This window comes from Nostoc sp. 'Peltigera membranacea cyanobiont' 213, assembly GCF_002245975.1.
Classification (GTDB): domain Bacteria; phylum Cyanobacteriota; class Cyanobacteriia; order Cyanobacteriales; family Nostocaceae; genus Nostoc.
In genome coordinates, this window is sequence record NZ_NOLI01000020.1 from 25,272 (window position 1) to 49,759 (window position 24,488).

28 protein-coding genes are annotated in these 24,488 nt (G+C 39.6%); 16 read left to right on the forward strand and 12 right to left on the reverse strand.

The annotated features are described in order from the left end of the window. The first annotated feature begins 102 nt into the window (after positions 1-102). The 3 genes from ahcY to CDG77_RS08550 all read left to right on the forward strand — a co-directional run bounded on the left by ahcY (position 103) and on the right by CDG77_RS08550 (position 2,276). Entirely contained in the window at positions 103-1,380 is a 1,278-nt protein-coding gene (gene ahcY / locus CDG77_RS08540; RefSeq protein ID WP_094328971.1) for an adenosylhomocysteinase, read from the forward strand. 156 nt (positions 1,381-1,536) lie between these two features. Further along, positions 1,537-1,956: a XisH family protein gene (locus tag CDG77_RS08545; protein ID WP_094328972.1), complete on the forward strand. Its 420-nt coding sequence runs from the start codon at positions 1,537-1,539 to the stop codon at positions 1,954-1,956. After that, on the forward strand, positions 1,944-2,276 hold the full coding sequence (locus CDG77_RS08550; protein ID WP_094328973.1) for a XisI protein: 333 nt from the start codon (positions 1,944-1,946) through the stop codon (positions 2,274-2,276). Before CDG77_RS08545 ends, CDG77_RS08550 begins: the two co-directional genes overlap by 13 nt. A 234-nt stretch (positions 2,277-2,510) precedes the next feature. Here CDG77_RS08550 and CDG77_RS08555 read toward each other — a convergent pair whose 3' ends face one another. Next, positions 2,511-3,956: a hypothetical protein gene (locus CDG77_RS08555; protein WP_094328974.1), complete on the reverse strand. Its 1,446-nt coding sequence runs from the start codon at positions 3,954-3,956 to the stop codon at positions 2,511-2,513. 158 nt (positions 3,957-4,114) lie between these two features. Here CDG77_RS08555 and CDG77_RS08560 point away from each other — a divergent pair, with 158 nt between their 5' ends. Together CDG77_RS08560 and CDG77_RS08565 are read left to right on the forward strand one after the other, a co-directional pair. After that, positions 4,115-4,450: a XisI protein gene (locus CDG77_RS08560; RefSeq protein WP_094328975.1), complete on the forward strand. Its 336-nt coding sequence runs from the start codon at positions 4,115-4,117 to the stop codon at positions 4,448-4,450. A 96-nt stretch (positions 4,451-4,546) separates the two neighbouring features. Further along, positions 4,547-4,786 (forward strand): type II toxin-antitoxin system Phd/YefM family antitoxin, encoded by a 240-nt coding sequence (locus CDG77_RS08565; protein WP_094328976.1) that lies wholly within the window; start codon positions 4,547-4,549, stop codon positions 4,784-4,786. Positions 4,787-4,956: 170 nt separating this feature from the next. Here the strand turns inward: CDG77_RS08565 and CDG77_RS08570 are convergent, their stop codons facing one another. After that, complete coding sequence (locus CDG77_RS08570) at positions 4,957-6,225, reverse strand: bifunctional sterol desaturase/short chain dehydrogenase (RefSeq protein ID WP_094328977.1); 1,269 nt, start codon at positions 6,223-6,225, stop codon at positions 4,957-4,959. A 193-nt stretch (positions 6,226-6,418) separates the two neighbouring features. On the opposite strand from CDG77_RS08570, the gene CDG77_RS08575 reads away from it, so the two are divergent. The 7 genes from CDG77_RS08575 to CDG77_RS08600 all read left to right on the forward strand — a co-directional run bounded on the left by CDG77_RS08575 (position 6,419) and on the right by CDG77_RS08600 (position 13,154). Next, on the forward strand, positions 6,419-6,742 hold the full coding sequence (locus CDG77_RS08575) for a hypothetical protein (protein WP_223269743.1): 324 nt from the start codon (positions 6,419-6,421) through the stop codon (positions 6,740-6,742). A gap of 459 nt (positions 6,743-7,201) precedes the next feature. Next, on the forward strand, positions 7,202-7,789 hold the full coding sequence (locus CDG77_RS08580) for a LemA family protein (protein WP_094328978.1): 588 nt from the start codon (positions 7,202-7,204) through the stop codon (positions 7,787-7,789). Positions 7,790-7,795: 6 nt separating this feature from the next. After that, positions 7,796-9,715 carry a M48 family metallopeptidase gene (locus tag CDG77_RS08585; protein WP_094328979.1) on the forward strand — a complete coding sequence of 640 codons (1,920 nt, stop codon included), beginning with the start codon at positions 7,796-7,798 and terminating at the stop codon, positions 9,713-9,715. 463 nt (positions 9,716-10,178) lie between these two features. After that, the gene (locus tag CDG77_RS08590) at positions 10,179-10,898 is read left to right on the forward strand and encodes a hypothetical protein (protein ID WP_094328980.1); all 720 of its coding nucleotides are present in this window, start codon (positions 10,179-10,181) and stop codon (positions 10,896-10,898) included. Positions 10,899-10,981: 83 nt separating this feature from the next. Further along, entirely contained in the window at positions 10,982-11,125 is a 144-nt protein-coding gene (locus CDG77_RS36335) for a hypothetical protein (RefSeq protein ID WP_181154277.1), read from the forward strand. Continuing rightward, positions 11,100-11,867 (forward strand): DUF1350 family protein, encoded by a 768-nt coding sequence (locus CDG77_RS08595; protein WP_094328981.1) that lies wholly within the window; start codon positions 11,100-11,102, stop codon positions 11,865-11,867. Before CDG77_RS36335 ends, CDG77_RS08595 begins: the two co-directional genes overlap by 26 nt. Before the next feature lie 150 nt (positions 11,868-12,017). Continuing rightward, positions 12,018-13,154 (forward strand): SpoIIE family protein phosphatase, encoded by a 1,137-nt coding sequence (locus CDG77_RS08600; protein WP_094328982.1) that lies wholly within the window; start codon positions 12,018-12,020, stop codon positions 13,152-13,154. Here CDG77_RS08600 and CDG77_RS08605 read toward each other — a convergent pair whose 3' ends face one another. Continuing rightward, a complete protein-coding gene (locus CDG77_RS08605) occupies positions 13,155-13,481 on the reverse strand; it encodes an STAS domain-containing protein (protein WP_094328983.1) in 327 nt (108 codons plus the stop codon). A 649-nt stretch (positions 13,482-14,130) separates the two neighbouring features. Here CDG77_RS08605 and CDG77_RS38465 point away from each other — a divergent pair. Then, positions 14,131-14,253: a hypothetical protein gene (locus tag CDG77_RS38465; protein ID WP_262985143.1), complete on the forward strand. Its 123-nt coding sequence runs from the start codon at positions 14,131-14,133 to the stop codon at positions 14,251-14,253. Positions 14,254-14,335: 82 nt separating this feature from the next. On the opposite strand, the gene grpE is transcribed toward CDG77_RS38465, so the two are convergent. The 3 genes from grpE to aat all read right to left on the reverse strand — a co-directional run bounded on the left by grpE (position 14,336) and on the right by aat (position 16,970). Further along, positions 14,336-14,989 carry a nucleotide exchange factor GrpE gene (gene grpE, locus CDG77_RS08610; protein WP_094328984.1) on the reverse strand — a complete coding sequence of 218 codons (654 nt, stop codon included), beginning with the start codon at positions 14,987-14,989 and terminating at the stop codon, positions 14,336-14,338. Positions 14,990-15,732: 743 nt separating this feature from the next. Next, positions 15,733-16,353, reverse strand: coding sequence for a hypothetical protein (locus tag CDG77_RS08615; protein WP_094328985.1), 621 nt, complete (start codon positions 16,351-16,353; stop codon positions 15,733-15,735). Between the two features lie 41 nt (positions 16,354-16,394). Beyond that, the gene (gene aat / locus CDG77_RS08620) at positions 16,395-16,970 is read right to left on the reverse strand and encodes a leucyl/phenylalanyl-tRNA--protein transferase (protein ID WP_094328986.1); all 576 of its coding nucleotides are present in this window, start codon (positions 16,968-16,970) and stop codon (positions 16,395-16,397) included. Between the two features lie 108 nt (positions 16,971-17,078). Here aat and CDG77_RS08625 point away from each other — a divergent pair, with 108 nt between their 5' ends. Further along, entirely contained in the window at positions 17,079-17,408 is a 330-nt protein-coding gene (locus CDG77_RS08625) for a hypothetical protein (protein WP_094328987.1), read from the forward strand. Between the two features lie 78 nt (positions 17,409-17,486). On the opposite strand, the gene rpsN is transcribed toward CDG77_RS08625, so the two are convergent. The 5 genes from rpsN to CDG77_RS08650 form a co-directional block, all read right to left on the reverse strand. Beyond that, positions 17,487-17,789 (reverse strand): 30S ribosomal protein S14, encoded by a 303-nt coding sequence (gene rpsN, locus CDG77_RS08630; RefSeq protein ID WP_094328988.1) that lies wholly within the window; start codon positions 17,787-17,789, stop codon positions 17,487-17,489. 75 nt (positions 17,790-17,864) lie between these two features. Beyond that, a complete protein-coding gene (nth, locus tag CDG77_RS08635; RefSeq protein ID WP_094328989.1) occupies positions 17,865-18,554 on the reverse strand; it encodes an endonuclease III in 690 nt (229 codons plus the stop codon). After that, positions 18,530-19,630, reverse strand: coding sequence for an RIP metalloprotease RseP (rseP, locus tag CDG77_RS08640; protein ID WP_094328990.1), 1,101 nt, complete (start codon positions 19,628-19,630; stop codon positions 18,530-18,532). Before rseP ends, nth begins: the two co-directional genes overlap by 25 nt. Before the next feature lie 117 nt (positions 19,631-19,747). Further along, entirely contained in the window at positions 19,748-21,028 is a 1,281-nt protein-coding gene (serS, locus tag CDG77_RS08645; protein ID WP_094328991.1) for a serine--tRNA ligase, read from the reverse strand. A 270-nt stretch (positions 21,029-21,298) separates the two neighbouring features. Then, entirely contained in the window at positions 21,299-21,877 is a 579-nt protein-coding gene (locus tag CDG77_RS08650) for a DUF3611 family protein (RefSeq protein WP_094328992.1), read from the reverse strand. 708 nt (positions 21,878-22,585) lie between these two features. Between CDG77_RS08650 and CDG77_RS08655 the strand changes: the two genes are divergently transcribed. Both CDG77_RS08655 and CDG77_RS08660 read left to right on the forward strand, forming a co-directional pair. Beyond that, a complete protein-coding gene (locus CDG77_RS08655; protein WP_094328993.1) occupies positions 22,586-22,933 on the forward strand; it encodes a PadR family transcriptional regulator in 348 nt (115 codons plus the stop codon). Between the two features lie 52 nt (positions 22,934-22,985). Then, positions 22,986-23,516, forward strand: coding sequence for a cofactor assembly of complex C subunit B (locus CDG77_RS08660; protein WP_094328994.1), 531 nt, complete (start codon positions 22,986-22,988; stop codon positions 23,514-23,516). A gap of 439 nt (positions 23,517-23,955) precedes the next feature. On the opposite strand, the gene CDG77_RS08665 is transcribed toward CDG77_RS08660, so the two are convergent. Beyond that, positions 23,956-24,273 carry a DUF3155 domain-containing protein gene (locus CDG77_RS08665; RefSeq protein WP_094329017.1) on the reverse strand — a complete coding sequence of 106 codons (318 nt, stop codon included), beginning with the start codon at positions 24,271-24,273 and terminating at the stop codon, positions 23,956-23,958. Positions 24,274-24,488: the final 215 nt, after the last annotated feature.

The following is a 24,488-nucleotide window of genomic DNA, read 5'->3' on the forward strand; positions in this document are numbered from 1 at the left end:
AGTGATTTGCTTTCATAACAAGCAAAAATCGCCAGTAGTAGAATAACCTAGTAGAGTGCGTAAATTTTACGTACCTTTTTTAATTTTTTGAGGTAACTTTTGATGACCGCAACTTCTCCCCGATTAAAGCACGAGGTTAAAGACCTCGGCCTAGCTGCCTTGGGTAGACAGCGCATTGAATGGGCTGGACGCGAAATGCCAGTTTTGAAGCAAATCCGCGATCGCTTTGCGATCGAAAAACCATTCGCTGGTTTACGCCTTGTAGCTTGCGCCCACATTACAACAGAAACAGCACACTTGGCGATCGCTCTGAAAGCCGGTGGTGCAGACGCGCTTTTAATTGCTAGCAATCCTTTATCAACTCAAGATGACGTAGCCGCTAGCCTCGTTGTCGATCATGAAATTCCCGTCTTTGCTCAAAAAGGCGAAGATAACGAAACTTATAACCGCCACGTCCAAATAGCTTTAGATCATCGCCCCAACATTATTGTTGATGACGGTAGCGATGTAGTTGCGGCTTTAATCCAACACCGCCAACACCAAATCGCTGATTTGATTGGTAGCACCGAAGAAACCACCACTGGTATTGTGCGGTTACGCGCCATGTTTAGAGAAGGCGTTCTCACCTTCCCCGCAGTCAACGTCAACGACGCTGATACCAAGCACTTCTTTGATAATCGCTATGGTACTGGGCAATCAACCCTAGATGGCATTATCCGCGCCACAAATATTTTGTTGGCTGGGAAGAACGTTGTTGTCGTCGGTTATGGCTGGTGTGGTAAAGGTACAGCCCTCCGCGCTCGTGGAATGGGTGCTAACGTCATCGTCACCGAAATCGACCCCATCAAGGCAATTGAAGCCGTAATGGATGGCTTCCGCGTCCTGCCAATGGCTAAAGCTGCATCTGAAGGTGATATTTTTATCACTGTGACTGGTAACAAGCACGTCATTCGCGGCGAACACTTCGATGTCATGAAAGATGGTGCGATCGTTTGTAACTCCGGTCACTTCGACCTAGAACTTGATTTGAAATACTTGGCTGCACAAGCTAAGGAAGTCAAAGATGTTCGTCCTTTCACTGAAGAGTATAAGTTGAAAAATGGTAAATCAGTTGTCGTTCTCGGACAAGGACGCTTGATTAACCTAGCTGCGGCTGAAGGACACCCCAGTGCGGTAATGGATATGAGTTTTGCGAACCAAGCTTTGGCTTGTGAATTCCTGGTGAAGAACAAAGGTAAGTTGGAACCAGGTTTGCACTCAATTCCTGTTGAAGTCGATCAAGAAATTGCTCGGTTGAAGTTGCAAGCTATTGGCATTACAATTGATAGCCTAACAGCAGATCAAATTGAGTACATCAATTCTTGGACAAGTGGAACTTGATACATTGATTAATTGATTTTTTAGGGGATAGGCTTTTAGGCTTATCCCTTTTTTTGTGTTCGCACATTCGCTGAAGCATTCCTGTAGAGTAGACGCAAGTGCAATAGCTTACTTAAAAAATTAGGTAAGATTATAATTTAGACTATTCTTTTTTATATGTCAGCAAAAGATATTTTTCATAATACTGTGAAAGTAGCCTTAGAAAAAGATGGCTGGAAAATTACACACGATCCCTTGTTCTTTCAACTCACTGAACAAATTAGAATTAAAATAGACATGGGAGCGCAAAAGTTAATTGCGGCTGATAAAGATGAGCAAAAAATAGCAGTGGAGGTAAAAAGTTTTATTGGGATATCAGCAATCTCAGAATTTCATACAGCTGTCGGTCAATTTTTGAACTACAGAGTAGCCTTGGAGCAGAAGGACTCTGAGCGAGTATTATACTTGGCAATAGCTAAAGATATCTACCAAGAATTTTTTCTGGATTCTTTTATTCAAAGTGTATTAGAACGATATGAAATCAAGTTATTGGTTTTTCATGTCCAAAAACAGGAGATAGTATTATGGAAAAATTAAATTATCAGGAATTAGTGAAAAAAGTTATTTATAAATATGTAAATGAACAACCAAAAGAAGATTTAGAAAATACTGAAATTATCTTTGATACAGAACGCGATCGCTATTTATTATTATATGTGGGATGGCATGATGAAGAAAGAGTGTATGGATGCCCCATTCATATTAGTATCAAGGATGATAAAATTTGGATTCAGCGCGATTTTACTGAAGAAGGAATAGCTAATCAATTAGTAGAATTAGGTGTGCCGACAACAGATATTGTTTTAGGTTTTAGATCACCTTATGTCCGGCAGTTTACTGGTTTTGCATCTGTTTAATTTCTTGCATTCTATCCCGATTGAAGTTGAAAGCGTTGGGTATTGGAATTGAGAGTTTGACTCCTGAGCAAATTAAGTACATCAATTCTTAGACTTCGGGAACTTGATACATTGATTAGTTGATTTTTTTGGGGGGGGATAGGCTTTTGGGCTTGTCCCGTATTGCTTTATAGTAGTCACTGCATGATACTAGGCAATGCTGTATTCTCTTGCATAGCCGTAGTTGCCAAGACTTTAAATGTACTTAATAGCTTCTTGATAAGAAGAATCTAGAGAAATTTTAGGCAACTTATTTTTAGGAAAATTAGAAATTATGTATAGTGCCTTATTTATGAGAACATCGGTTGTTTTATCTCTAAGAGATTTCGCTAGTTTCTTCATGCGGAGATCAGCTTTTGGTGTATCTAGATCAAATACAAATTCATTATCACTGAAGAGTTTAATATATTCTTTAATCTCTTCTATTTTAAAACCTTCAATAAATTTTTCGTAGTAAGTTAATGCTCTCTCATCAATACCATCTTTATAGCCTTTGCCATTTCCGCAATAACAAATACAAATAATCTTGACAAATAAACTTCTAACTGATTTTGGTATACCGGTTGTTGGGATCGAAACTGATATAGATTTAGCATGAGGATATTCATTATAAAAGTTATTATATTCAAAATGAACTGTCCTCAAATTTTGTAGTTTCTCAATAAGCTCTGCTGCTAAACTATCTTCGTCTTTATACCGAAGACCATCGACTAATTCTAAAATTCTCTCAGTTGCTTCTCTTCTAAATGTATCAGCATTTTTTCTGTATAATCCAAATTTAGAACCTATACGATATTTAGCTTCATCCGTTGCATTATTCCAGACATGAGGAATTAGTTTTTCTATATTAACTCTAACAAACTGCTCTTGTTTATTATCACAATAGATTCCAAAAATAGAAAGGAGGAAATCATCTTTTCTGACTTGAGGTTGTTTAGAGAAATCATTACCAATGATAGAAAAATCATTTGCATTTATTACATTTTTTCTTATATTATCTCTCAGTTGTTTTAAGCTAACTACAGAATAATCTGGTTTTGCATTTATTACATATTTCAAACAATATTCTAAGAAAACAATCATTTCTGTTCCAGTAAGTTCAGTATCATTTGGATGTGCAGAACTAGCATGATTTCTGAAAAAATTAACAGTCTCTAATCTTTTAAAGTTAATATTATTAATTAACCCTATTCTTTGAGATATTTCTAGTAAGTCATGAGCAGATATAGCTTCAAGTTCTTCTTCTGAAAGTAAACCTTTATATTTTGAAGATATGCTTCCTGCCACATCATAAAAATATTGTAAATCATAACCAATTATTAATCTATTTAATGCCCTGATAGTTTCATCCCATAGGAAAGCTAAAGCACCATCAAATAAGCCGTTAATGATTGATGCTACAAATTTTGATAAATATGTGGCTTTGCTTTTTTCTTCTATTGGAAGAGTCTCTAAAGCACTGTACAGTGCAAATATCGCTTTTCTCCTTTCATCAACAGATGAAAAAATATTATCCGTTGGTAGTCCAAGATAATTTAGCAAATCAATGTATGGCTTATCCAATGCTGTAATAGAATTTTCAATTTGAGATGATGTAATCTTTGTTGGTATTAATATAATTTCTGTATTATCTTCAGTCATTTTTTTATCTAGTTGTATACTTGACTTTTAAAATTACTATGATTAAATTTATATGGCAACAGTAAAAACACGTACTATTGTCATATAAAATTTAATTATAATAAAAGACCGTGCCTTTTTTTACTTGTCTTCGACTCAAAACGAAAGGTGGTACTGCAATGGATACCTTAGATAACTATCGCCAAGTCATTCAAAAAATATTAATTGAATACGCCCAACTTACCTATGCTTACGGAGAACTAGAAAGACAACTAATTATAGACCAAACCGCTAACCATTACCTACTACTAACATTAGGCTGGGAAAATAATCAACGGGTGCATGGTTGCTTAGTCCATCTTGATATTATCAACGGCAAAATATGGATTCAAAGAGACGGTACAGAATACGGTATAGCCAACGAACTTGTTAACGCTGGTATTCCTAAAAATCAAATTGTTCTTGCCTTCCAACCAGCCGATATCAGACAGTATACTGAATTTGCAGTTAGTTAATTAAGCATAAAAGCTGCTGTTAAATCTAGAATAGTCATTGCTATAACTTAAAACTCTCAACTTCATATACTAGAAATATTTCTACACACACATCTTATGTTAACCGTAACAATTGATGAAATCCAGCGAAATCTAACTAGTTATATTCAAAAAGTAGCAGCAGGAGAAAGTATTATTATCATGCAAGCAGGTTTACCTATTGCAGAAATTAAACCAGTTTCAGCCACCTTTCAACAAATTAGACCTTATGGCTTATGTGCTGGGGAGTTCATTGTTCCAGATGATTTTGATAGTCCCTTACCTGAAGAGATTTTAAATAGTTTTGAGGGTAAATGAAACAGAATAGAATAGCCTTTACATTTTAAAACTCCATAAGAGTATGCTTTTTTCAAGATTAAATAATCAGCACTTACTCGGAGCGATGCCTGCGGCGGGCTACGCCTACGCAAAACTAAACTCTGTAGGGGCAATTCATAAATTGCCCCTACCTAAAATCAGGGTTTCGGCTATTGTTTACGTAAGTCCTGTTCACTTTTCGCTGTGCGGCTGAAGACTCGATAGTATAGCGACGTACTAATTTCTTTTAAGGGAAATAGCAGATAGGTGAGAGGATTTATTGCCACAATAATATTTCGGAAGTCTCGCCGCGCGAAAAATAAGATAGCACGAGCAACTTGCTGTGCAGACATCACTCCATAAGGATTAAGTTGACTCTTGAATGGGCCAAGAATTAACTTGCGAATTACACAATCCCCATCCAAACGCTTCAGGGTAACAATATCTCCTAACGCTCTTTTGCTGAGTTCATAAAGCGGACTCAGTGCTGGAGAAACCTCAGCTTCAGAAGTGTTTACCCAAATTTCCTTCGTTGCTTTTGCCTGTGGCCCTGTTACAGTTGTTACAAATATATCCATCAGCCGTAATGCTGAAAAGGTATTCACCTCATAAGAGGAATTGATAGCCTCTGGTGTGCGGCTGGCGTAGACATTAATTCCGTGGTTGATAATTAAAATATCTACTTTCTCTAAACTATTCTTCAGTTCAGCTTCATTACCTAATTGCCAGGGAACCACCTTTACCCCAACTTGCTCTACTAATTTTTCGGGATTAGTGGTTAACGCCACGACTTTAGCATTATTCTTTACAAGTTCAGCCGCCAGCGCTTGCCCTAATGCTCCTGATGCTCCGGTTAAAGCGATGGTTTTCCCCTTGAGAGATAGTCCTGTACCAATAATTTTATCCACCAGGGGAAAGACACCACTGTAATAAGCATTGACATCATCAAAATGATGCCGCCAATGATAAGAGCGATTCACCCACCAAATGGATGGAATTGTCTCTAAAGGGCCGGGGAGGTGGTTGAAATCTGTATCAATTTTTCCCTGGAAATATCGCATAGACGCGCCATACAAGAAGGTGGAACCATAAGCTACTCCCAGCCATAACCCCATCTGCTGGACAATTAAGGCAATGACTACCAATATCACCAGCAGTAGACTCGACTCTAAAATGTCGTGATAGAGTTGGGATTCTTGATAAATTTTCAGGGAAACTATCGATAAATCGCGGCGATAGGCTGCATGGTGCTTATTGTGCCATTTAGCAAGCCAGTTGACTTGGTGACACAAAGCATGATAGCTGTCTCTCAAGACCTCAGCAAGCAAAAGTGAAAAAAGTCCCCAGCTAACAAACTGCAAGCTGGTATTTAACCAAACCCAATTAGTTTGTAATCCTGCTTCAATTCCCATCAAGTTTTCAGCTAATATTTTTATCATGTTTGTCTATACTCGTTTTTCTCAATCATTCTTTCACGATCTGATAAAGGTGCGCTAAGGTCGAGTCTAGAGCATCATATAGCCAGGTTCAATGTAGGTAAAGTGTTTGCTCAATTTATGATGTGCTTTTGGTCAGGCGTGAAACGGAATTGATGCGGATAAATGAAGCTTTACATAAAATGGCATATTCCGTATGAAAAATTGTACAGGGCAGAATGGTCATAACTACAATCTTAAAATTAGAAATTATTGGTATTTGAACAGCATGACAGATATAAAAGATTTATCAGAAATAATTGCGAGTAAAGGTGACGATTCACTCATTATGTCAACTGAAAACTTGCAGCCACAAGAAGACGTAGAACTTGAGCGAAAACTACGAGAACTCAAGTTTAAACAGGAATTAAGAAAAGATTGGATTTTATTTATTGTCAGGGATGTAGTAATTTTTCCTGCCGCCATCCTTTTTATTTTTGCTATCAGTGGTTATTCACTCTTTATTCATATTCATGGGTAACTTAACTGATCGCAATTTTTAATCAACCGCAGAGACGCAGAGAAGCCAGTGCGTTGGGCGGGTTCCCCGACTTGAAGCAACTGGCGCAACACAGAGAAGATTATAGAATTCACAAAAATTTATAAGTGTGGAAAATTATTTATCTTATCTTTGTGTTTCTCTCTCTGCATTTTCTATGATTAGGGACTTCCAAATAAAAAAACATCCCAAATTTTTTGTGGGATGGGTGTCCCCACCCGTCCCAGATTTAGGGCAGGCAAGATGCCCACCCTACAAGATGGATAATTTATTTCTTGGAAGTCCCTTATTTAAAAAATCCTACAAATTATCTATATCAGTGCAATTGCGTAACTAATTTTACAGACGACGAAGCCAACTTCCTACAAGTAGACTCATCTTTATATCCACATAAATATTGTTGGATATAAAGTAAGTATTTAATGGAAATAATCTAAAAATATGGGGCTTTTAATATTTTCTGTTGCTTTAGTTGCCATTATTGCTGTAATTATCATTAATGGCTACAACGATTTAGTCAAATATCGCAATCGGTACAAAAATGCTTATTCTCAAATCGATGTTCAATTGCAGCGCCGCTATGATTTAATTCCCAACTTAGTGGAAACTGCGAAAGGTTATATGAAACATGAACGAGAAACCCTAGAAGCAGTTATTGCTGCCCGGAATTCTGCAATTAATGCTAGCAGTCGTGCTGTGCAAAATCCTGGCGATCCTCAAGCGATGCAACAGTTGGGTAACGCTGAAGGGGCGCTGACGGGTGCATTAAGCCGCTTGATGGTACTTTCAGAATCTTATCCAGAATTGAAAGCCGATCGCGCCATGACTCAAGTTATGGAAGAATTATCTTCCACTGAAAACCGGATTGCTTTTGCACGTCAGGCTTTTAATGATGCTGTAACACTTTACAACACCAAGAGCGAATCTTTCCCCAGCAATCTTGTGGCGAATACTTTTAACTTTACTGTCGCAGAATTACTCGCCGAAGCTACTCCAGAAATAAGAAATGCTCCCCGCGTGTCTTTTTAAATATCTATGAATTTCTTTGAACATCAGGATCGGGCACGCCAAAACACGCAACAATTAATTGGCTTATTTTCCCTGTCGATCGCAGTTATGATTATGGCGATTTACATTGCCGCTTTATTTCTGTTCCGCATGGCTCCCCGTGTTTGGTGGCATCCAGGATTATTTATCTACGTAGCTGGGATTACAATAATTGCGATCGCAGTCGGAAGCTTATATAAAATTGCCTGTCTCCGTCAAGGCGGAAGTTTAATTGCTCAGGAGTTGGGGGGAAGCCTCCTACTCCCAGATATGGCAGATGAACAAGGGCGACAACTATTAAATATTGTCGAGGAAATGGCGATCGCTTCTGGTATTTCTGTCCCACAAGTTTATCTCCTTGAAAGAGAAACCAGCATTAATGCCTTTGCTGCCGGATTTACCCCCAATGATGCTGTAATTGGAGTCACCCGTGGAACTTTGCAACACTTGAGCCGAGATGAGCTACAAGGAGTCATTGGCCACGAATTCAGTCATATTCTCAATGGAGATATGCGGCTCAATTTGCGTTTGGTGGGACTATTACACGGGATTTTGTTCATTTATTTAACTGGGGAGTTGTTGTGGCGAATTCGCGGTGATTTCCGTTTAGGAAAAGAAGATAAGGGTTTACCTATCTGGGCTTTTGGTTTAGCACTGATGGCAATTGGCGGTATCGGATTACTCTGCGGGCGATTGATTAAAGCCGCTGTCTCTCGCCAACGCGAATTTCTCGCCGATGCTTCGGCTGTACAGTTTACTCGCAACCCCAACGGACTTACCGGAGTCTTCCAAAAACTCCAACAGATGGATTCGCGGTTGATTTCGCCCGCAGCAGAAGCCGCTAGCCACATGTTTTTTGGCAATGCCCTCAACCCCTCTTTCTGGGAAAATATGTTTTCTACCCACCCGCCCCTAACAGAACGTATCCGTCGCGTTGGGGGTTTGAACGGCAGCAATTTGGCAGCAATGCCATCTCGCAATCAAATGCGTTCCCCCTCCCAGGAATCTCTAACAATGGGCTTTGCTGGTGGTTCTAGCGCCACGCCAGAACAGTTTGTAAACCAGGTAGGAAGCGTTACCCCAGAGCATTTTTCCCATGCTCAAGGGCTGTTATCGCAGTTACCAGAATCTCTACGCTTGGGCGTGCGAGAACAGCAAAGTGCAATGGCGATCGCTTTTGCCCTAGCATTAGATTCTGAAAATATCGAGATCCAAAAACGTCAAATTGCTTGGTTACGCGAGGTGCAGCCGCCTGAGTTGGTAGATAAAACCTTGGAATTGAGTAGCGAAATTAGCCAGTTAGATCCTAAAATTCGTTTACCACTTGTAGATTTGGCAGTACCCATATTGCGCCAAAATTCTGCCAAAGAATGCCAAAGGTTGTGTAAATGCGTCCACGGTTTAGTTGTAGCCACCGAAAGTTTATCACTGTGGCATTTCGTCTTGCAGTTAATACTGTGGCATCGTCTCCAACCTAGTATAAATCCCACATCTACTACAACGGTAGAATTCACCTCCATAGAACAGATTTGGCCAGATTGTCTATTAGTACTATCTGTAATTGCTCGCGTTGGACACTCTCAGCCCGATGCCTACATCGAGGACATTGCCTATGCTTTTCGTTCTGGAGTTTTTCGACTTCCTAAAGCCGGAGAGCAAGAAAAACCAGAAATACCACTTACCTGTAATTTCACTGAACTTAAGAAGAGTATTGAACGCCTTCGCCTTGCTAGTCCAAAACTCAAGCAAGCTATTGTAGATGCCTGCGCTCACACGGTACTATTAGACAACAAAGTTACGCAGTCAGAAGCAGATTTGCTCAGAGCGATCGCCATGACTCTAGACTGTCCTATTCCCCCATTTTTAAATCCTCAGCGTAGTGTTTCAAAACAGAAAAAATCTTCTTAAAAGGCCAGTTAATGTAGCTAGTGAGACACAATTCTTTATAAGTAAACAAAAAAATCCGCAAAAACGGATTTTTTTATTTATAGTTACTAATAGCTGTTTACCAGGGAGCATCCCAAATGTGCAAGTTTAATTTATATACAGGATTGTGACTTACCCGGAAGGATGAAAAACGAACCACAAAGGACGCAAAGGACACAAAGGGAAGAGCATTGAAAAGGGTTTTTACATCAGTCCCATTTATTTTTGCCATTTAATTGCATTTACAGCCAATTGATGGATTTTCGTTCTGATTACTCTTATTGTATAAATAGTTATCTTGGCAAAAGAGTATCATATTGTACAAAAAATCTTTAGCTCGCTAGAAGTCTTAAGTGGCTTAAAAAGTTTAGACAAAAAGCCAGCATTCCAGAAATTTGATTGCTATATTAGATTAAATAACTATTCTGGCAAGGATTAAAAAGCTGTGCGGGATGATTTACAGGGCTTGGAAATTAGTCAGGATGAACTGCAAAAACTAACTAATTTACCTGTTAACGATCGACTTTTAATCATTACAAATGCTCTTCAAAAGTTAGCAAAAATATACATCAAAAAAATTCAAAGCTCGGAAGGCGCAACTGTAATTTTTATTGGGTTTGCTACATTTGTTTTTAGCTATCTTTTATTTGATATATTTCTAAAAATATTTGTATCATGGATAGAAATTCCATCCTGGATATTACTAATTTTCTTAGGTATTTGGGTTGGCGGTCTGACGCAAACTATCTTATATTTAATATGGAGAAGTAGAAGTAAAATTGTCAAATTCAACATGACAAGTTCTCTGCGAATTCTGTTAAATGATGTTGAAAGATATAATACTGTTATTAGAGCAATAGATATCAACGATCAAATAGAAGAAGCTGGTAATCCAGAAGTGCTTATCAAGGAAAGAGAGAGTGTTCTTGCAGCGCTTAAGCTCACCAAAGCTGATTTAGTTCGCGCTTTGAAGACAGAAAGGATTTTGAGAGAAAATAAGAGTTTTATCCTTAGTAATACAGAACTATTCGTCAATAATTTAGCAACTTTAACGGCCATGCAAGTAAATGAACAGGCTACTGAGCATGGAAGATTACTCAATGAAGCGTTACAGATTGCATTAGATGTGCAAGACGAGATGAAAAGATTACAGACTCAGGGTTAAAACCAATACTCAGGGCAACGTGCATAAAGAAGTGAATTTGAGAAGGCGTAGATGCTCTCTATAAGTCCATAAGACGCTGTTGAATGGGTTCGGTTCCAACCGACATGTTAGACATCCTCAATGGCTTTTTGCCTAATCCTTCCCACGGTTGCGATCCCCGGTCTAACATAAAGAATATTCCTCAAGCGATCGCTTATCGGCATGGACTGGAAAGAAATCAGAGGTAATTGGGTAATCATTCCCCGAAATCCCATCGGTATCATCCATTTTTTAGGAGGTGCATTTGTCGCCACTGCACCGCACATCACTTATCGCTGGTTACTCGAACAACTGGCAAGTAAAGGCTATGTTGTAATTGCTACGCCTTTCGTCAACACATTGGATCATACTGCGATCGCCAAATCTGTGCTGTTAAACTTTGACCGCACCCTCGAACGCTTACATGACTCTGGGGCATTACGCAAGCTTTACTTCCCCATCTATGGTCTTGGACACAGTATGGGCTGTAAACTCCACTTGCTGATTGGTAGCCTTTTTAAAGTAGAACGCGCAGGTAATATTTTAATATCCTTCAACAACTACGCCGCTAAAGAAGCTATCCCCCTAGTAGAACAGTTCAATTCTACTTTTGCAATCGAGTTTACCCCCTCACCCTTGGAAACCAACAAGCTTGTCCAAGAGCGTTACAATATCCGACGTAATTTATTAATAAAATTTAGTAATGACACCATCGATCAATCAGCAGCTTTAACCAAAATCTTACAAGAACGTTTTGATGAAATGGTTACAGCGCAAACCTTACCAGGAAATCACACAACACCTCTAGGTCAAGACATTAAATGGCAAACTGGAACATCTTTCACCCCCTTTGACGCATTAGGGCAATGGTTCAAGCAAGAAGCATACCGCGACTTGAATCAGCTAAAAAGTTCCATTCTCTTGTGGGTAAATCCTCTTGCACCGCCATAATATTTTATGACATTAATTAAGTCATGAATTCGACGGTGAAATATAAGTGAGTTAGTAAGATATCTTTATTAATATTACTAACTCATTTAGCAACATATATTTTTATTTCCTATTTAGAAAACTATTAATGAGTGTTCAATACAATTTTATATGTTTCAAATACTAGTAATCGATGATGATTATTCTATAAAAATCCTCCTAAAAAGGATGTTAGAAAAACAGGGTTATGAAGTAGTTACTGCTAGTAGTGGCGAGGAAGGAATAGAAAAAGCGCTAGCTTGCCGTCCAGCACTAATTATTTGTGATTGGATCATGCCAGGATTGACAGGTTTGGAAGTCTGTCACCGGATTAAGGAAGATCCAAAATTTTTCACCACATTCTTTATTTTATTAACATCCTTAGATTCCGTTGCCGATTGCGTCAAAGGTCTAGATGCTGGTGCTGATGATTTTATTTCCAAACCTATCGAGCATAATGAATTACAAGCACGGGTAAGAGCAGGATTACGCCTCCATCAATTGAGTAGAGATTTGCAAGCTCAAAAGTTACTTTTAGAATCAGAAATGTCAGAAGCAGCAGAATATGTGCGATCGCTGCTACCTCTTTCGATGACTGAACCCTTCAATATAAATTTCCGATTCATTCCTTCGCGACAACTTGGCGGTGACTGTTTCGATTACTATTGGCTTGATGATGATTATCTGGCAATTTACTTACTCGATACTGCCGGACATGGACTTAAAGCGACTCTTCCCTCAGTTTCAGTGCTGAATCTACTGCGTTCTCGTGCGCTCAAAGGTCTGAATTACTATCAACCTAGTGATGTATTAAAGGCTTTGAATGATACTTTTCAGATGAATTATCAAAATGACAAATACTTTACGATTTGGTACGGAGTTTACAACCGAATTAATCGTAATTTAGTTTATGCTAGTGCTGGCCATCCACCAGCAGTTTTAGTAACTGGTGCATCGCCCAGAAAATCTGAAGTTAAACTCTTGAAAACCCCCGGTATGCCAGTTGGGATGTTTCCAGAAGCAAAATATGTTGATGAATTTTGCAATATTGAAGAATTCAGTAGTCTTTACATTTTTAGTGATGGCGCTTATGAAATCACTAAATCAGATGGCACTCTTTGGAGTTTGGACGCTTTTATTCAGTTACTTGTCAGCTTACAACATCCCGTTGATTGCCAACTCGATCGTGTACTGAGTTATTTAATCGCTTTGAACTCCAAAGATGCTTTTGATGATGATTTATCTATTTTGCAACTTCAGTTTGATTAATTACATATTGGAAACTAAAACCTGATTAAATGCGTCTTGGTTAGGAAAGATTTCAAATACTTTATCCATATTAGTCAGTTCAAATAATATTCTAACTTGCTCGTTAATTGAGCAAAGAACAAGCTTAGTATCTGCTGCTCGCAAGGTTTTAAAAGCTAATACTAAAGCTCCCAAACCGGAACTATCCATAAATGTTACATCTTTAAAATCAACTAACACAATCCTTGGACTACCTTCTAAAATATCAGTGATATTTTGTCGAAATTCTTGTGAAGTTGTGGCGTTTAAATTACCGTTGAGCTTAATAATTTTTACTTGTTCTCTCATAATTATGTCACGCTGATTTTTGTAAATGAGGGTCTGATTTCGCTATTATATACCCATCATAGAACATTTAAAAATGCTTGTAAAATAAAAAACTAAATTCAATATAGAGTAAGTATTGACAATTAATCTGGATAGATAAAGAATAATTATAAATAATTTGATATCTTTTTTATAGAATGAAAAAAAATATTTAGCTTGATTAAATATAGTTTTACTAGTAGTAAAAATTCCATTTTAAATAAAAAATTAAGTTAAGTCAGCACAAAAGAAATATGTATATTTAGATTTGAAAAAAGGTTAGGATAACCGATTATTAAGCTGTTCGATAATTTTAGTCTCTTTACATAGGTTTATTTTTAAAGCCGACTTACCTGTATCTCATTGATTTAGGGATATACTGAATCTACAAGCTGAAGTTACTGCTTTTCAGATTATTTCGCAAATATTTTTTTATTTATGTCCAATTACTTACATAATTGAAAGAATTTACCTCTGGACTACCATCTCAATACACTAAGAGGATGTTTGAAAAGTCCTTAGTGATGTATCAAATACTTTTAGATCCCCCTAAATCCCCCTTAAAAAGGGGGACTTTGATTCCGTTTCCCCCCTTTTAAGGGGAGCCAGCGCGGTCTTGGGGGTTTCCCCCATGAGCGACTGGCGTGGGTTAGGGGAGATCGATAAGTGCCTAATATCAGAGCCGACTACTTTTAAAACAACCCTTAAGGCTCTACCAGAAAGTTCTCTGAGGCGATCGCCTCAGCTACTCTAGTATTCCCAATATTTATAATTTCTCAACATCCAACACAAAAAGTAAAGAGTTATAAATTTATAACTCCTGACTCCTAACTCTTTCAAACAGGACTAACTTTGGCTCTGTGAAGCAGCTTCTCACCTTGAAGGTAGCCAGTGTAGCGCACCTTGACTGTTTCTCCAGGTTGTGAAGTTCCCTCCATCAGCTGGTGTAGCTGCGGATTATAAGGTAATTCTGCTCCCACAGGTGCGATCGCTTCTACTCCCCACGCTTGTAAAAGTTTTTCTAGGGGTTTCTGCACCAACGGGACTATTTTCACTGCTGCTAGCTGTGGATTCTCCTGCGCTTTCTGTGCTGCTGTTGGCCATTGCAGTAACAAAGACTCCAGCAATTGTAAAGTTGACTGCTGGAATTCTTGTACTAATATCTCTCGCTGCTGTTCTAGTTGAAGTTGCGATCGCTGGTACTCTTTTTTTAAATCTGCAATTTCTTGCAATAATTCCTGAATTGAGGCTGTTTTATCCTGTAACAACTCTCCGGTTGAAAAAGTTACGACTAATTCACTCAATGGCATCTGTAATATTAAGGAAAGCTTAAGCAGTACTTCTACCCGCATCTGCTCTAGTTTTCCTTGTCGTAACCGCAAAATTTGACGTTCTGAGACACCAGCAGCACGACTGAGCGCTTTAAAACTAGAAATATCTACCCGTTGCATTAAACCTTGCAACTTTTGGGTGAAATCAATATTGGGCATTTGGTACTAGGATGTATTTTCAAACTCGTTATATCTTAAAAAATAGGCGATCGCAGGTTAGTGTGTTGATCGGATGTAATTGATAAGGAATTTTGACTTACCCCGGAGGATAAAAAACGAACCGCAAAGGACACAAAGAACACAAATATAAGAGGATTTAAAAGGGTTTTTGCGTCAGTTACGTATATTTTTGCCAAATTGGGATATTCCCGTTTTTATGAAAAAAAACCCTGGGTATTATTCCAGGGTACATACACGTTTTTCAGGCATTAACAGGCTGAATAATAACTTTGTAAAATTGTTATTTCTACTATCTATAGAATGATACAAGTATTGAACGATATATGGTATGGTAATTTTTTATTGCTTATACCATTTATTTGTGAAGCTGCATTAAATTTCCTTTGCTTCTTATTTCTTTCTTTGCGCTCTTTGCGTCCTTTGCGGTTCGTTCCTCATATAGTTCGGCGCACCTTCATACAGAAATGGAATTAGTCTATCACTGGCTATCACCACTTGTTGCTTGTTGACGAAAGCTCGTAGTTTCTATAATAACTAACAGGACAACCCTTAGCAATGAATACAACTGCGGTATTAATATCTAGATTAATCACGTTTTATGTCAATCAAAAATCATAGCCCCAAGTATATATTGAAGTGATGTAACTCACCCACAATTGATTGTGCAATTAAATTAAATTAGAGCTAAAGAATAAATACATTTTGGTGCTGCTAATTAATTGTTAAAATAAGGGAGAGTCTATTATTTCAATGCTGAATATACCATGCTTAAATACCACATTATGCCATTCCTCATCATCCATATCGTTATAGTGTAGGTAGCCATCACGGAATGCACAAACACTTTTAGGTTCAAGAAGCAATAGTTCCCAAAACGCCTTGGCAATACGTTCATAAATCTCAGTTAATGAAGCATCTGGATAAAAACGCAGTCCAGCACGAAGGTTGTAATCTTCACAGATGAATGGGTATGCTGTCCAGTATCCATTTGAGCCTAGCTCACAAGCGATGAACATTTGCTCTATGAGTCCATACTTGTAGTCTGGAACAGACAAGCCGATCAAAATATTAGAACCAAATACGGCTGGAATTCTAGCCCGTACCCACACTGCATTAACTGATTCTCCAAATAGATCCTCACATCTCTGTAAAATACTTGGAGGTTGTCCCTCAATGTAGTCTGAAAGAGGAAACATTGGATCTTCTCCAACCCTCCGATATGAGATGATTTCTAGTTCGCTACCCAAGTCACCCAATAGCGCAATAAAAACAAACCCACCATTCTGGGCACATTGCCCAAGAATTTGATGAAACCATCCATGTTTGATAACAATGGAAACCATCAATCAAATCACTTCTTCAATATTAAGAATATTGTCATTATTTATACTAAATTACAAGTAAGTTGCAACGCTTGTTGAAGTAGACCTTGATATTCTTCATCCTCAACCCGATAAGCGCCAAACCTCTCCAAATGCGGATTCATCATTTGGGCATCAAAAAACACAAATTCCCTTTGGCGCAACCTTTCTACCAACTTTACCATCGCCACCTTTGAACCTTCGGGAATGTGGTAAAACATCGACTCGCCAATGAAAGCACCGCCAATGACAATTCCTAAAATTCCCCCAGCTAATTCGTCACCTTGCCAAGTTTCAAAACTAAAAGCATAACCATTCTGGTAAAGTTGCCAGTAAATCTTTTGCAATTCCGGTGAAATCCAAGTTGTTTCGCGGTTAGCACAACCAGCCACCACAGCTTGAAAGTCCCGATTAATCGCCACACTAAACCGCTCTTGATTCAAGACACGCTGCAAAGACTTGGGGTAGCGAAACCGTTCATCCAAAGGAATAAAAGTCCGATCGCGACTTCCGTACCAACTCAGGCGATCGCGCTCATCAGCCATGAGAAAATAGCCTTGTGCATAACCATCAACAATAGCGGCGATATCATATTGCATAAATAAATATAAAAAAACACTCTTAGAAACGCAATTTGATGCTATCACTCAACCTCAGCGTTCCTCTGCGTTTCCCTCCGCGTCCCTCTGCGTTTAATATAAATAAAGATGACTCAACCAATTCCACCCATTACCCTACCACCGCCCGAAAATCCGTTGCTCGAAGGTGAATGGTTACGAGAGCGTTTACAACGGTGGCTAGATACAGAATTTATCCCCGAAGCGGTAAACCAAAATATTGCTCAACGAGCCGCACAGATTTTTGTGCGTCAACGGATGGAAGGAGAAAACGACCTTGGTTCTCTGGTAATTGCCATTGTCACAGAGATGCAGTCCTATGATTTTTCCCATAGCTTCTATGGAGAGTTTGCGATCGCCAACGCCGTCAGCGATCTACTCTTAGAAAGTCTGGGAATTGATAAGTGTTGTGGTCAATAGGAGTTAGGAGTTAGGAGTTAGGAGTTAGGTTTGTCTTGATTCATAACTCATCACTCATAACTCATCACTCATAACTTTTTACCAGCTAGACTTAACAACTCCAGGCAATAGACCTTCATGCGCCCATTCTCGAAGCACGTTCCGAGACAACCCAAAATCGCGGTAAACACCTCTAGAACGACCAGTCAACCAGCAACGATTGCGGTGGCGGGTGGGCGCACTATTCCGGGGTAGCTGTTGAATCTTGCGGTGAATTTCCAACTTCTCCAAAGGAGATGCTGCACTTCTGAACTCATCCAAAAGGGCTTCTCGCTTGTCAGCATACTTTTCTATCAACCTGGTGCGCTTTTTCTCGCGCTCAATCATGCTCTTCTTTGCCATTATTCTCTAACTTCTTTAAAGACACCGTTCTCCATTCTACAGTTTCTCCATCAATTCTGGGGTTACTTGTGTCGTTTACCCTACAACCACCGGCTTATTCACAGTAGGGCATAAATCCGCAAGCTCGCAAGCAACACAGACGGGAGAGCGTGCTTTACAAATAGCACGACCATGATAAATCAACCCAATTGACCAATTTTCCCAATCAGGCTGCGGCAATAAACCCATTAAATCTTGCTCAATCCGAACGGGGTCTGTATGCTCAGTTAAACCCAAACGGTGAGTGAGACGCTTGACGTGAGTATCTACCGTTACGCCAGCATTAATGCCATAAGCATGAGCCAAAACTACATTTGCTGTTTTCCGCGCCACACCAGGAAGCTTTAACAAATGTTCCATTTGGTTTGGCACAACAGAGTCAAACTCGTTAACAATCATCCGACAGGCGGCTTGAATGTTTTTAGCTTTATTGTGATAAAACCCTGTGGAACGCACCAAGCTTTCTAATTCTACCAAGTCAGCGATCGCTAAACTCGCAGCATCAGGAAACTTACTAAATAAAGCTGGTGTAACTTTATTCACCCGCTCATCAGTACATTGAGCCGACAGAATCGTTGCCACCAGCAATTGTACTGGCGTTGAGTAATTCAAAGAGCAAGTAGCATCTGGATAAAGACGCTTCAAACGAGTTAAAATTTCTATCGCCCGTTGCTTTTCAGATAAAGATTTGCGGGTAACGCTCACTGGAATAATTTTTGTACCCACTCCAATTGGCTAGTTAATTGAGTAGTTTCTTTGACGATCAGAAAAATTCCTAAGCCTAAGAGTAACACCAAGCCAGTTTGCATTACACCTTCTTGAATCCGAGCCGGTACAGGCTTACCGCGCAAACCTTCAATCAGCAGAAAAGCCAATTGTCCGCCATCCAAGGCGGGTAAAGGCAAAATATTGATAATAGCTAAGTTTATGCTGATAATTGCCGCAAAAGACAACAGATTTACAGCATTATCCTCAGCTAATTTTGCACCAATTTTGACAATATTAACTGGGCCAGAAACTTGTCCAGCAGTTTGTTGAAAGTTGGTAATTAACTGACCAAAACCGCTTAGTGTGCCAACAAATAATTGTTGAAATCTGTTAGCAGCAAGACCGAAAATTTCAAAAGGACTATTAGGACGGCGATAAATTGCTGTAGCATTTGGACTAAGCGCTACCCCAACAACACCTTTGCCATCGGCTCCCAGTTTTGGTGTTAATTTGATGGATTGTTGTTGGTTTTCACGCTGGATTTTCAGTTCGATTTGCTGATTGGGATGAGTTTGAATTTCTTTGGTCAGCAAAGGAGTTGACTTATCAGAAGCTGGGAGTTCCTGACCGTTAACAGCCAGAATAATATCACCTTCCCGAATACCTGCTTGATAAGCAACAGATTCTTGATTAACAGGCTGGACAACGACACCAGCTTGATAGTTTAATTCCTTGGGAATGCCGACGATACCCAATTGTAGAACCAACACCAAATAGGCAAATATTAAATTTGCAATTACACCGGCACTGATGACAATCGCCCGGTCTAAAACTGGACGGTTACGCAGCAGATTTGGGTCATTGGGTGGAATATCGCTATCAGGGTCATCATCGGGAAAGCCCACAAAGCCACCCAAGGGAAAGGCGCGGACAGCATATTCGGTTTGTGAACCTTGGTACTTCAAAAGAACTGGGCCAAAACCCAAAGAAAAACGGTTAACGAGAATGCCTTGAGAACGGGCTGCAACAAAATGTCCCAACTCGTGTACCAAGATTAAAACAGCCAAGACTGCGATCGCTGCTAAAACTGACATAGAGTAAATTAGTGAAAATATTAAGCTATAGTTATCTCTATTCTAATTGGGCATTGGGAATGGGGCATGGGGCATAGCTCATTGGTAAAATACAAATGACCAATGACCAATGACAAATCACAATACTTCACGTCCCAAATAAGGTTGCAGCGCTTCCGGTATCCTCACCGTCCCATCAGGTTGCTGATAATTTTCCAAAATTGCTGCCATAGTCCGCCCCACAGCCAAACCCGAACCATTCAGGGTATGTACGAACTGAGTACCTTTTTTCCCCGCCTCTTTAAAGCGAATATCAGCCCGTCTTGCTTGGAAATCTATAGTATTGGAACAGCTGGAAATTTCGCGGTATTTGCCAGAAGAAGGCAACCAAACCTCTAAATCATAAGTTTTGGTAGAGGCAAATCCCAAATCCCCAGTACTTAAATTTACTACTCGGTAAGGCAACCGCAACGCCTGTAAAATTGCTTCTGCATTCCCCACCAATTTTTCCAGTTCATCAAAAGACGTACTAGGTTCGACAAATTTCACCATTTCCACCTTGTTAAACTGATGCAGGCGAATTAATCCCCGCATATCGCGCCCATAACTACCAGCTTCGCGGCGAAAACAGGGAGTAAAAGCACAGTGGTAAATAGGCAAATCTTCAGCAGCAAGAATTTCACCCCGGTAGAGATTTGTAACCGGAACTTCCGCAGTCGGAATCAACCACAAATCATCATCAGCGCATTTAAAGCTTTCTTCGGCAAACTTGGGCAACTGACCGGTCGCCGTCAAAGATTCGGTATTAACTAACAACGGCGGACTGACTTCCACATATCCAGCTTGAGTATGGAGAGTCAGCATAAATTGAATTAATGCCCTCTCCAATGCCGCACCAGCACCCACCAAAGCCACAAACCGACTTTGGGCAACTTTTACAGCCCGTTCAACATTGAGAATACCTAGCTTTTCGCCTATTTCCCAGTGAGGAATAATATTCGGATTTTTGGGAATGTACTCATCACCCCAACGGCGAACTTCTACATTATCTTCCTCATTTTTCCCAAGGGGTGTAGAGTCGCTTGGTAAATTGGGAAGCGCCAGTACAAGTTGAGCGATTTGAGCTTTGAGGTCTTTTTCCTGAGGTTCCAGTTCGCTCAATGTCGCTTTGACAGAGTTACCTTCATCCCGCAAAGCTTGAATTTCTGGGTCTTGAGGATTGCTCCCAGATTTAATCTTTTGCCCGACAATTTTACCGATTTCGTTGCTCCGAGCTTGGAGTTGACTGCGTGTCCCCTCTAGTTCTCGTTGTTGCCGATCTAACTGTAGAATCGGTTCAATGTCGTATTTTCCACTACGACTATTCAATCTTTCTTGAACTAATTGCGGATTTTCCCGTATTTGCTTGATATCCAGCACAGATTTTTCTCAGTTTTTAGCCTAAAATCTTCCTGTCAATACAGTTAACACATTAAGCATTTAGCATATAGTAATTTTGGTTTGCTGTGACTGGAAAAACAAAGTTTATTGCCAAAATCCAGTCTCAATCTCTTAATGAAGATTTTACCCTAGTATCACTGCCAGTACTAAGAAACCATATACTGCATTTAACCCAAGCATATTGGGTTAAGTATTAAATTATGATTAATTTCTTTTGACTCCTGAAGACTCAGCACTCAAAACTCATAACTAAGGTCGGTTAATGCGATTGAGTAGCCAAAGTGACGCTATAACCCCTGCAAAATGGGCTGATACGGTGTTGGTATTTGCCTGTACCACAAGCATATCTAGACCGCTAATAATGCGGGTAGGGTCAAAAAATTGCGTAGTTATCGCTTGGGGAGATATGGATCTTGCTACCAGTGTACCAACGATCGCCTGCGCCCCCAAAAGAGTCACCAGCGTTCCCCCTAAATTCACCCACAGCCCTAAGCGTAATACTTGCACTGTCTCGCTTTTCCGAGGGCGGTTACTGGGATTAGAAGATTCCAATTGCTTGCCAATTCTAGTGTAACGGTAAGCTAAATAAATACCTCCACCCAAAACAACCAGTCCACAAATTGCTAAAAATACGCCAAAACCAGTCCCAGGATTATTACTAGAACTACCAGTTCTTTGATTAAAGATGGCGAATAGCAACACAATTATGCTAGAAACAACGCCTAGTACTAGCTGAATCCAGAAGCTAATCCAACCTGTAAGGCGAAAGGTTTGGGCAATTGCCCGCAAAGAAGATGAAGATGATGGAGCATCGGGAGTCTGTGACATAATGATCGCCAATGTGCTGGGGACGCTTTTAAAGGATACAAAGATATAGGGATATGGAGAACTTTGTTCAGAGGTATCGCACTTCGCGTCTCTAGCCTCCTAGTCTTTGCATCCTATTTGATAAATTTACTATCACATTTATCTAATAGGACAAGAGATTCTCTTGTCCAGCAAATCAGTAATGCTTACTACTTAAGTATGTTCGCGACCGTAGCAGCTTTAAACCCGACATATCCCTTAGCTTAAGTTTTTCGGATTTGCATGGGGAAAATCACTGTAAAACAAAGTGTTTATTAAGTTTTACAGACAAAATTGCATTTTACCTGTAAAATTTCTTCGATGGCATTTTATTGCTTAAGCAGTTCTAACTAGCTCGGCATCACTTAACACCAAGACAGTCAGAAAACCCACGCCTTTAGGTGGGGGCTTGGCACTTGCCGTAATCTGACCAAACTAAGTAACTTTGCCACTCTCTGTTCACTCCTCACCACACTCTATCGAGCTTGGGTAAGGGGAAATTTCCTGTATCCCTAAAACTCGCAAACTCGTCCCACAACTTCACAGATGTGGGTAATCATTTTGTGTTTACGCAATGGATATCTAGTCTAAGTAGCATTATATAGGTTACTCACTTAGCAGTAGCACTGTATACTGACTACAAGGATTGTAGACCTCACCCTAAGGCATTTTTTTAGCCATTCACTAACCATGAAACTAGAGGATATATATCAATTCTTTGAGAGTCCTCCGCCAACTTACCTTTGTCAGGAAGTAGCAGTTTGTTACATACTGTCTGTTTTGTTACAAGGTGAATCCTACGGAACCGAGTTGATTGAGCAATTAGAAACTGAATATCCAACCTATCGGCTTTCGGATACCGTACTTTATAGTGCAATCAAATTTCTGGAAGACGAAAAGGCAATCACTGGATATTGGAAGAAACTGGAAGGACGAGGACGGCCCAGACGGATGTACCAAGTTTCTCCAGAATGGCAAGTTCAAGCGCAGGATTTAGCTTTTCAATGGCTTAACTACATCAACAGGAGGACAAAGTAACGAATAATTGATAATGGATAGGTCTCCTCCAGTCGAACACTAACAATAAGTTATGGATACTGCTATTCTGCCATCTACGTTCCTGCTAACCTTGTTGTTATCGGTTGGGCTGTTTTTCTTTATTCGTGCCTCGACTAAAGACCGCATACAAACAGTGCAACTGGTATCCGAGCAAGATGAAGCTGCTTTAATGTCTCAATTAAAAGAGTATTTTCGCTCCCGGTCTTACCGAGTGGCAGCGCTAGACCGAGAACAAAATAAAGTGACTTTTGAAGGTAATGTTCGCCCCAGTTGGTTCTTAGCTATATTTTTAACCATGCTGGCAGCGACTGGGATTGTTTGTCTATCGCTAGTCGTATACCTGCTTTTTCCTAACCTCAGTACCCTTGTTCTGGCTCTGGTACTGCTGTCACCTTTAAGTGGTCTATTTTATTGGAAAAAATCTGGAAGACTTGAGAAGGTATCACTCAAAGTAGAAACAACTAAGAGCGAACAAACCTCCTCAAGCAAGATAACTGTAGTTGCCCATCGAGATGAACTCAGCGAGTTACAGAGGACACTACAGCTTAAGGCTGATGGATAATTGTTGTTTTTTTTAAATGTGATATGCAGACTTCTGACCCGATCTAATCTTTAGATAATGAAAAGTAGGAAGGAGGAAATCAAGACTTCTACTTTGTCAATTTTCCCCACGACATAAGTTGTGGGGAAAAATTTAAATTCATTAACTTAAATTCGTTGACAGAGCTTGGTTAACAATTTACGGCATTAGAGCGCAACTTCACTAGCGCTTTTGGAGGCGCTTGGCTCTATACCCACTCCCTTCTGTATCATGACATTAGTATCAACCCATGCAATCTTGCTTGGTTTGAGACTAGTTGATTTTCCAATTACCTAGATTAGCCTTAAAAAGCAAATCAGCTCCAAACTAAAAAAAAATTAAATTTTGCATAAACTTAGCAATTTTGCTAGTTAATGATAGTCAGGAGCCACATCCAATCCGTCAGATGGTTGTCTATGCTTTACCGACTAGCTAAGGCAAGAGTTTCTTGACTTGGCGAAGGTTCTAATACCCTCAAGCTAGGAAACAAGAAATGGTTTTCCTCTACGTATTGAGCACCAAACAGTCCCTTTTCTGCCCAGAAATAACGATCTGTAGTGTGTTCATTTCGCTTTACGAGTAGCAACGCCGGTGGCAAAATCCCTTCAGCTTGAATGAATCTTCTCGCTGCGGTCACAGGTTTTTCTTCGCCACTCTCGATGCTATATTGAGGCACGTGCTCCAGAATCCGCCGTCCTTCTTGACGACGGCGACTTTTCCTTTTGCGTCTCCTTGCCAATCTATTGTCCTCCTCTTTCAAGCTATAGATTGTAGTGTTAGCTACAAAATCCGTCGTCATTATATAAGTTCTAGTTCAAAATATCAATAGTTTTTAACCTTTTAATGCAAGAAAGTTAACATCTTTGAAAATAGAGAAAACAAAATTACCTAAGGATATAATCCCTTGGTACAAAGAAACCATCACTGAGAAGATTTTAGTTAAGCTTTATCAAA

Bases quoted from the DNA above. Each gene is read 5' to 3' on its own strand.
- CDG77_RS36335 (WP_181154277.1), top strand. From the start codon at position 10,982: ATGGGTTCGGTTCCAACCGACATGTTAGACATCCTCAATGGCTTTTTG.
- CDG77_RS08655 (WP_094328993.1), top strand. From the start codon at position 22,586: ATGAAACTAGAGGATATATATCAATTCTTTGAGAGTCCTCCGCCAACT.
- CDG77_RS08580 (WP_094328978.1), top strand. From the start codon at position 7,202: ATGGGGCTTTTAATATTTTCTGTTGCTTTAGTTGCCATTATTGCTGTA.
- CDG77_RS08615 (WP_094328985.1), bottom strand. From the start codon at position 16,353: ATGGTTTCCATTGTTATCAAACATGGATGGTTTCATCAAATTCTTGGG.
- CDG77_RS08560 (WP_094328975.1), top strand. From the start codon at position 4,115: ATGGATACCTTAGATAACTATCGCCAAGTCATTCAAAAAATATTAATT.
- rpsN (WP_094328988.1), bottom strand. From the start codon at position 17,789: ATGGCAAAGAAGAGCATGATTGAGCGCGAGAAAAAGCGCACCAGGTTG.
- CDG77_RS08595 (WP_094328981.1), top strand. From the start codon at position 11,100: ATGGACTGGAAAGAAATCAGAGGTAATTGGGTAATCATTCCCCGAAAT.
- grpE (WP_094328984.1), bottom strand. From the start codon at position 14,989: ATGCCCAATATTGATTTCACCCAAAAGTTGCAAGGTTTAATGCAACGG.
- CDG77_RS08600 (WP_094328982.1), top strand. From the start codon at position 12,018: ATGTTTCAAATACTAGTAATCGATGATGATTATTCTATAAAAATCCTC.
- CDG77_RS08575 (WP_223269743.1), top strand. From the start codon at position 6,419: ATGAAAAATTGTACAGGGCAGAATGGTCATAACTACAATCTTAAAATT.
- CDG77_RS38465 (WP_262985143.1), top strand. From the start codon at position 14,131: ATGAGCGACTGGCGTGGGTTAGGGGAGATCGATAAGTGCCTAATATCA.
- CDG77_RS08565 (WP_094328976.1), top strand. From the start codon at position 4,547: ATGTTAACCGTAACAATTGATGAAATCCAGCGAAATCTAACTAGTTAT.
- CDG77_RS08605 (WP_094328983.1), bottom strand. From the start codon at position 13,481: ATGAGAGAACAAGTAAAAATTATTAAGCTCAACGGTAATTTAAACGCC.
- CDG77_RS08545 (WP_094328972.1), top strand. From the start codon at position 1,537: ATGTCAGCAAAAGATATTTTTCATAATACTGTGAAAGTAGCCTTAGAA.
- CDG77_RS08550 (WP_094328973.1), top strand. From the start codon at position 1,944: ATGGAAAAATTAAATTATCAGGAATTAGTGAAAAAAGTTATTTATAAA.
- CDG77_RS08650 (WP_094328992.1), bottom strand. From the start codon at position 21,877: ATGTCACAGACTCCCGATGCTCCATCATCTTCATCTTCTTTGCGGGCA.
- ahcY (WP_094328971.1), top strand. From the start codon at position 103: ATGACCGCAACTTCTCCCCGATTAAAGCACGAGGTTAAAGACCTCGGC.
- CDG77_RS08625 (WP_094328987.1), top strand. From the start codon at position 17,079: ATGACTCAACCAATTCCACCCATTACCCTACCACCGCCCGAAAATCCG.
- CDG77_RS08660 (WP_094328994.1), top strand. From the start codon at position 22,986: ATGGATACTGCTATTCTGCCATCTACGTTCCTGCTAACCTTGTTGTTA.
- CDG77_RS08555 (WP_094328974.1), bottom strand. From the start codon at position 3,956: ATGACTGAAGATAATACAGAAATTATATTAATACCAACAAAGATTACA.
- rseP (WP_094328990.1), bottom strand. From the start codon at position 19,630: ATGTCAGTTTTAGCAGCGATCGCAGTCTTGGCTGTTTTAATCTTGGTA.
- CDG77_RS08585 (WP_094328979.1), top strand. From the start codon at position 7,796: ATGAATTTCTTTGAACATCAGGATCGGGCACGCCAAAACACGCAACAA.
- aat (WP_094328986.1), bottom strand. From the start codon at position 16,970: ATGCAATATGATATCGCCGCTATTGTTGATGGTTATGCACAAGGCTAT.
- CDG77_RS08570 (WP_094328977.1), bottom strand. From the start codon at position 6,225: ATGATAAAAATATTAGCTGAAAACTTGATGGGAATTGAAGCAGGATTA.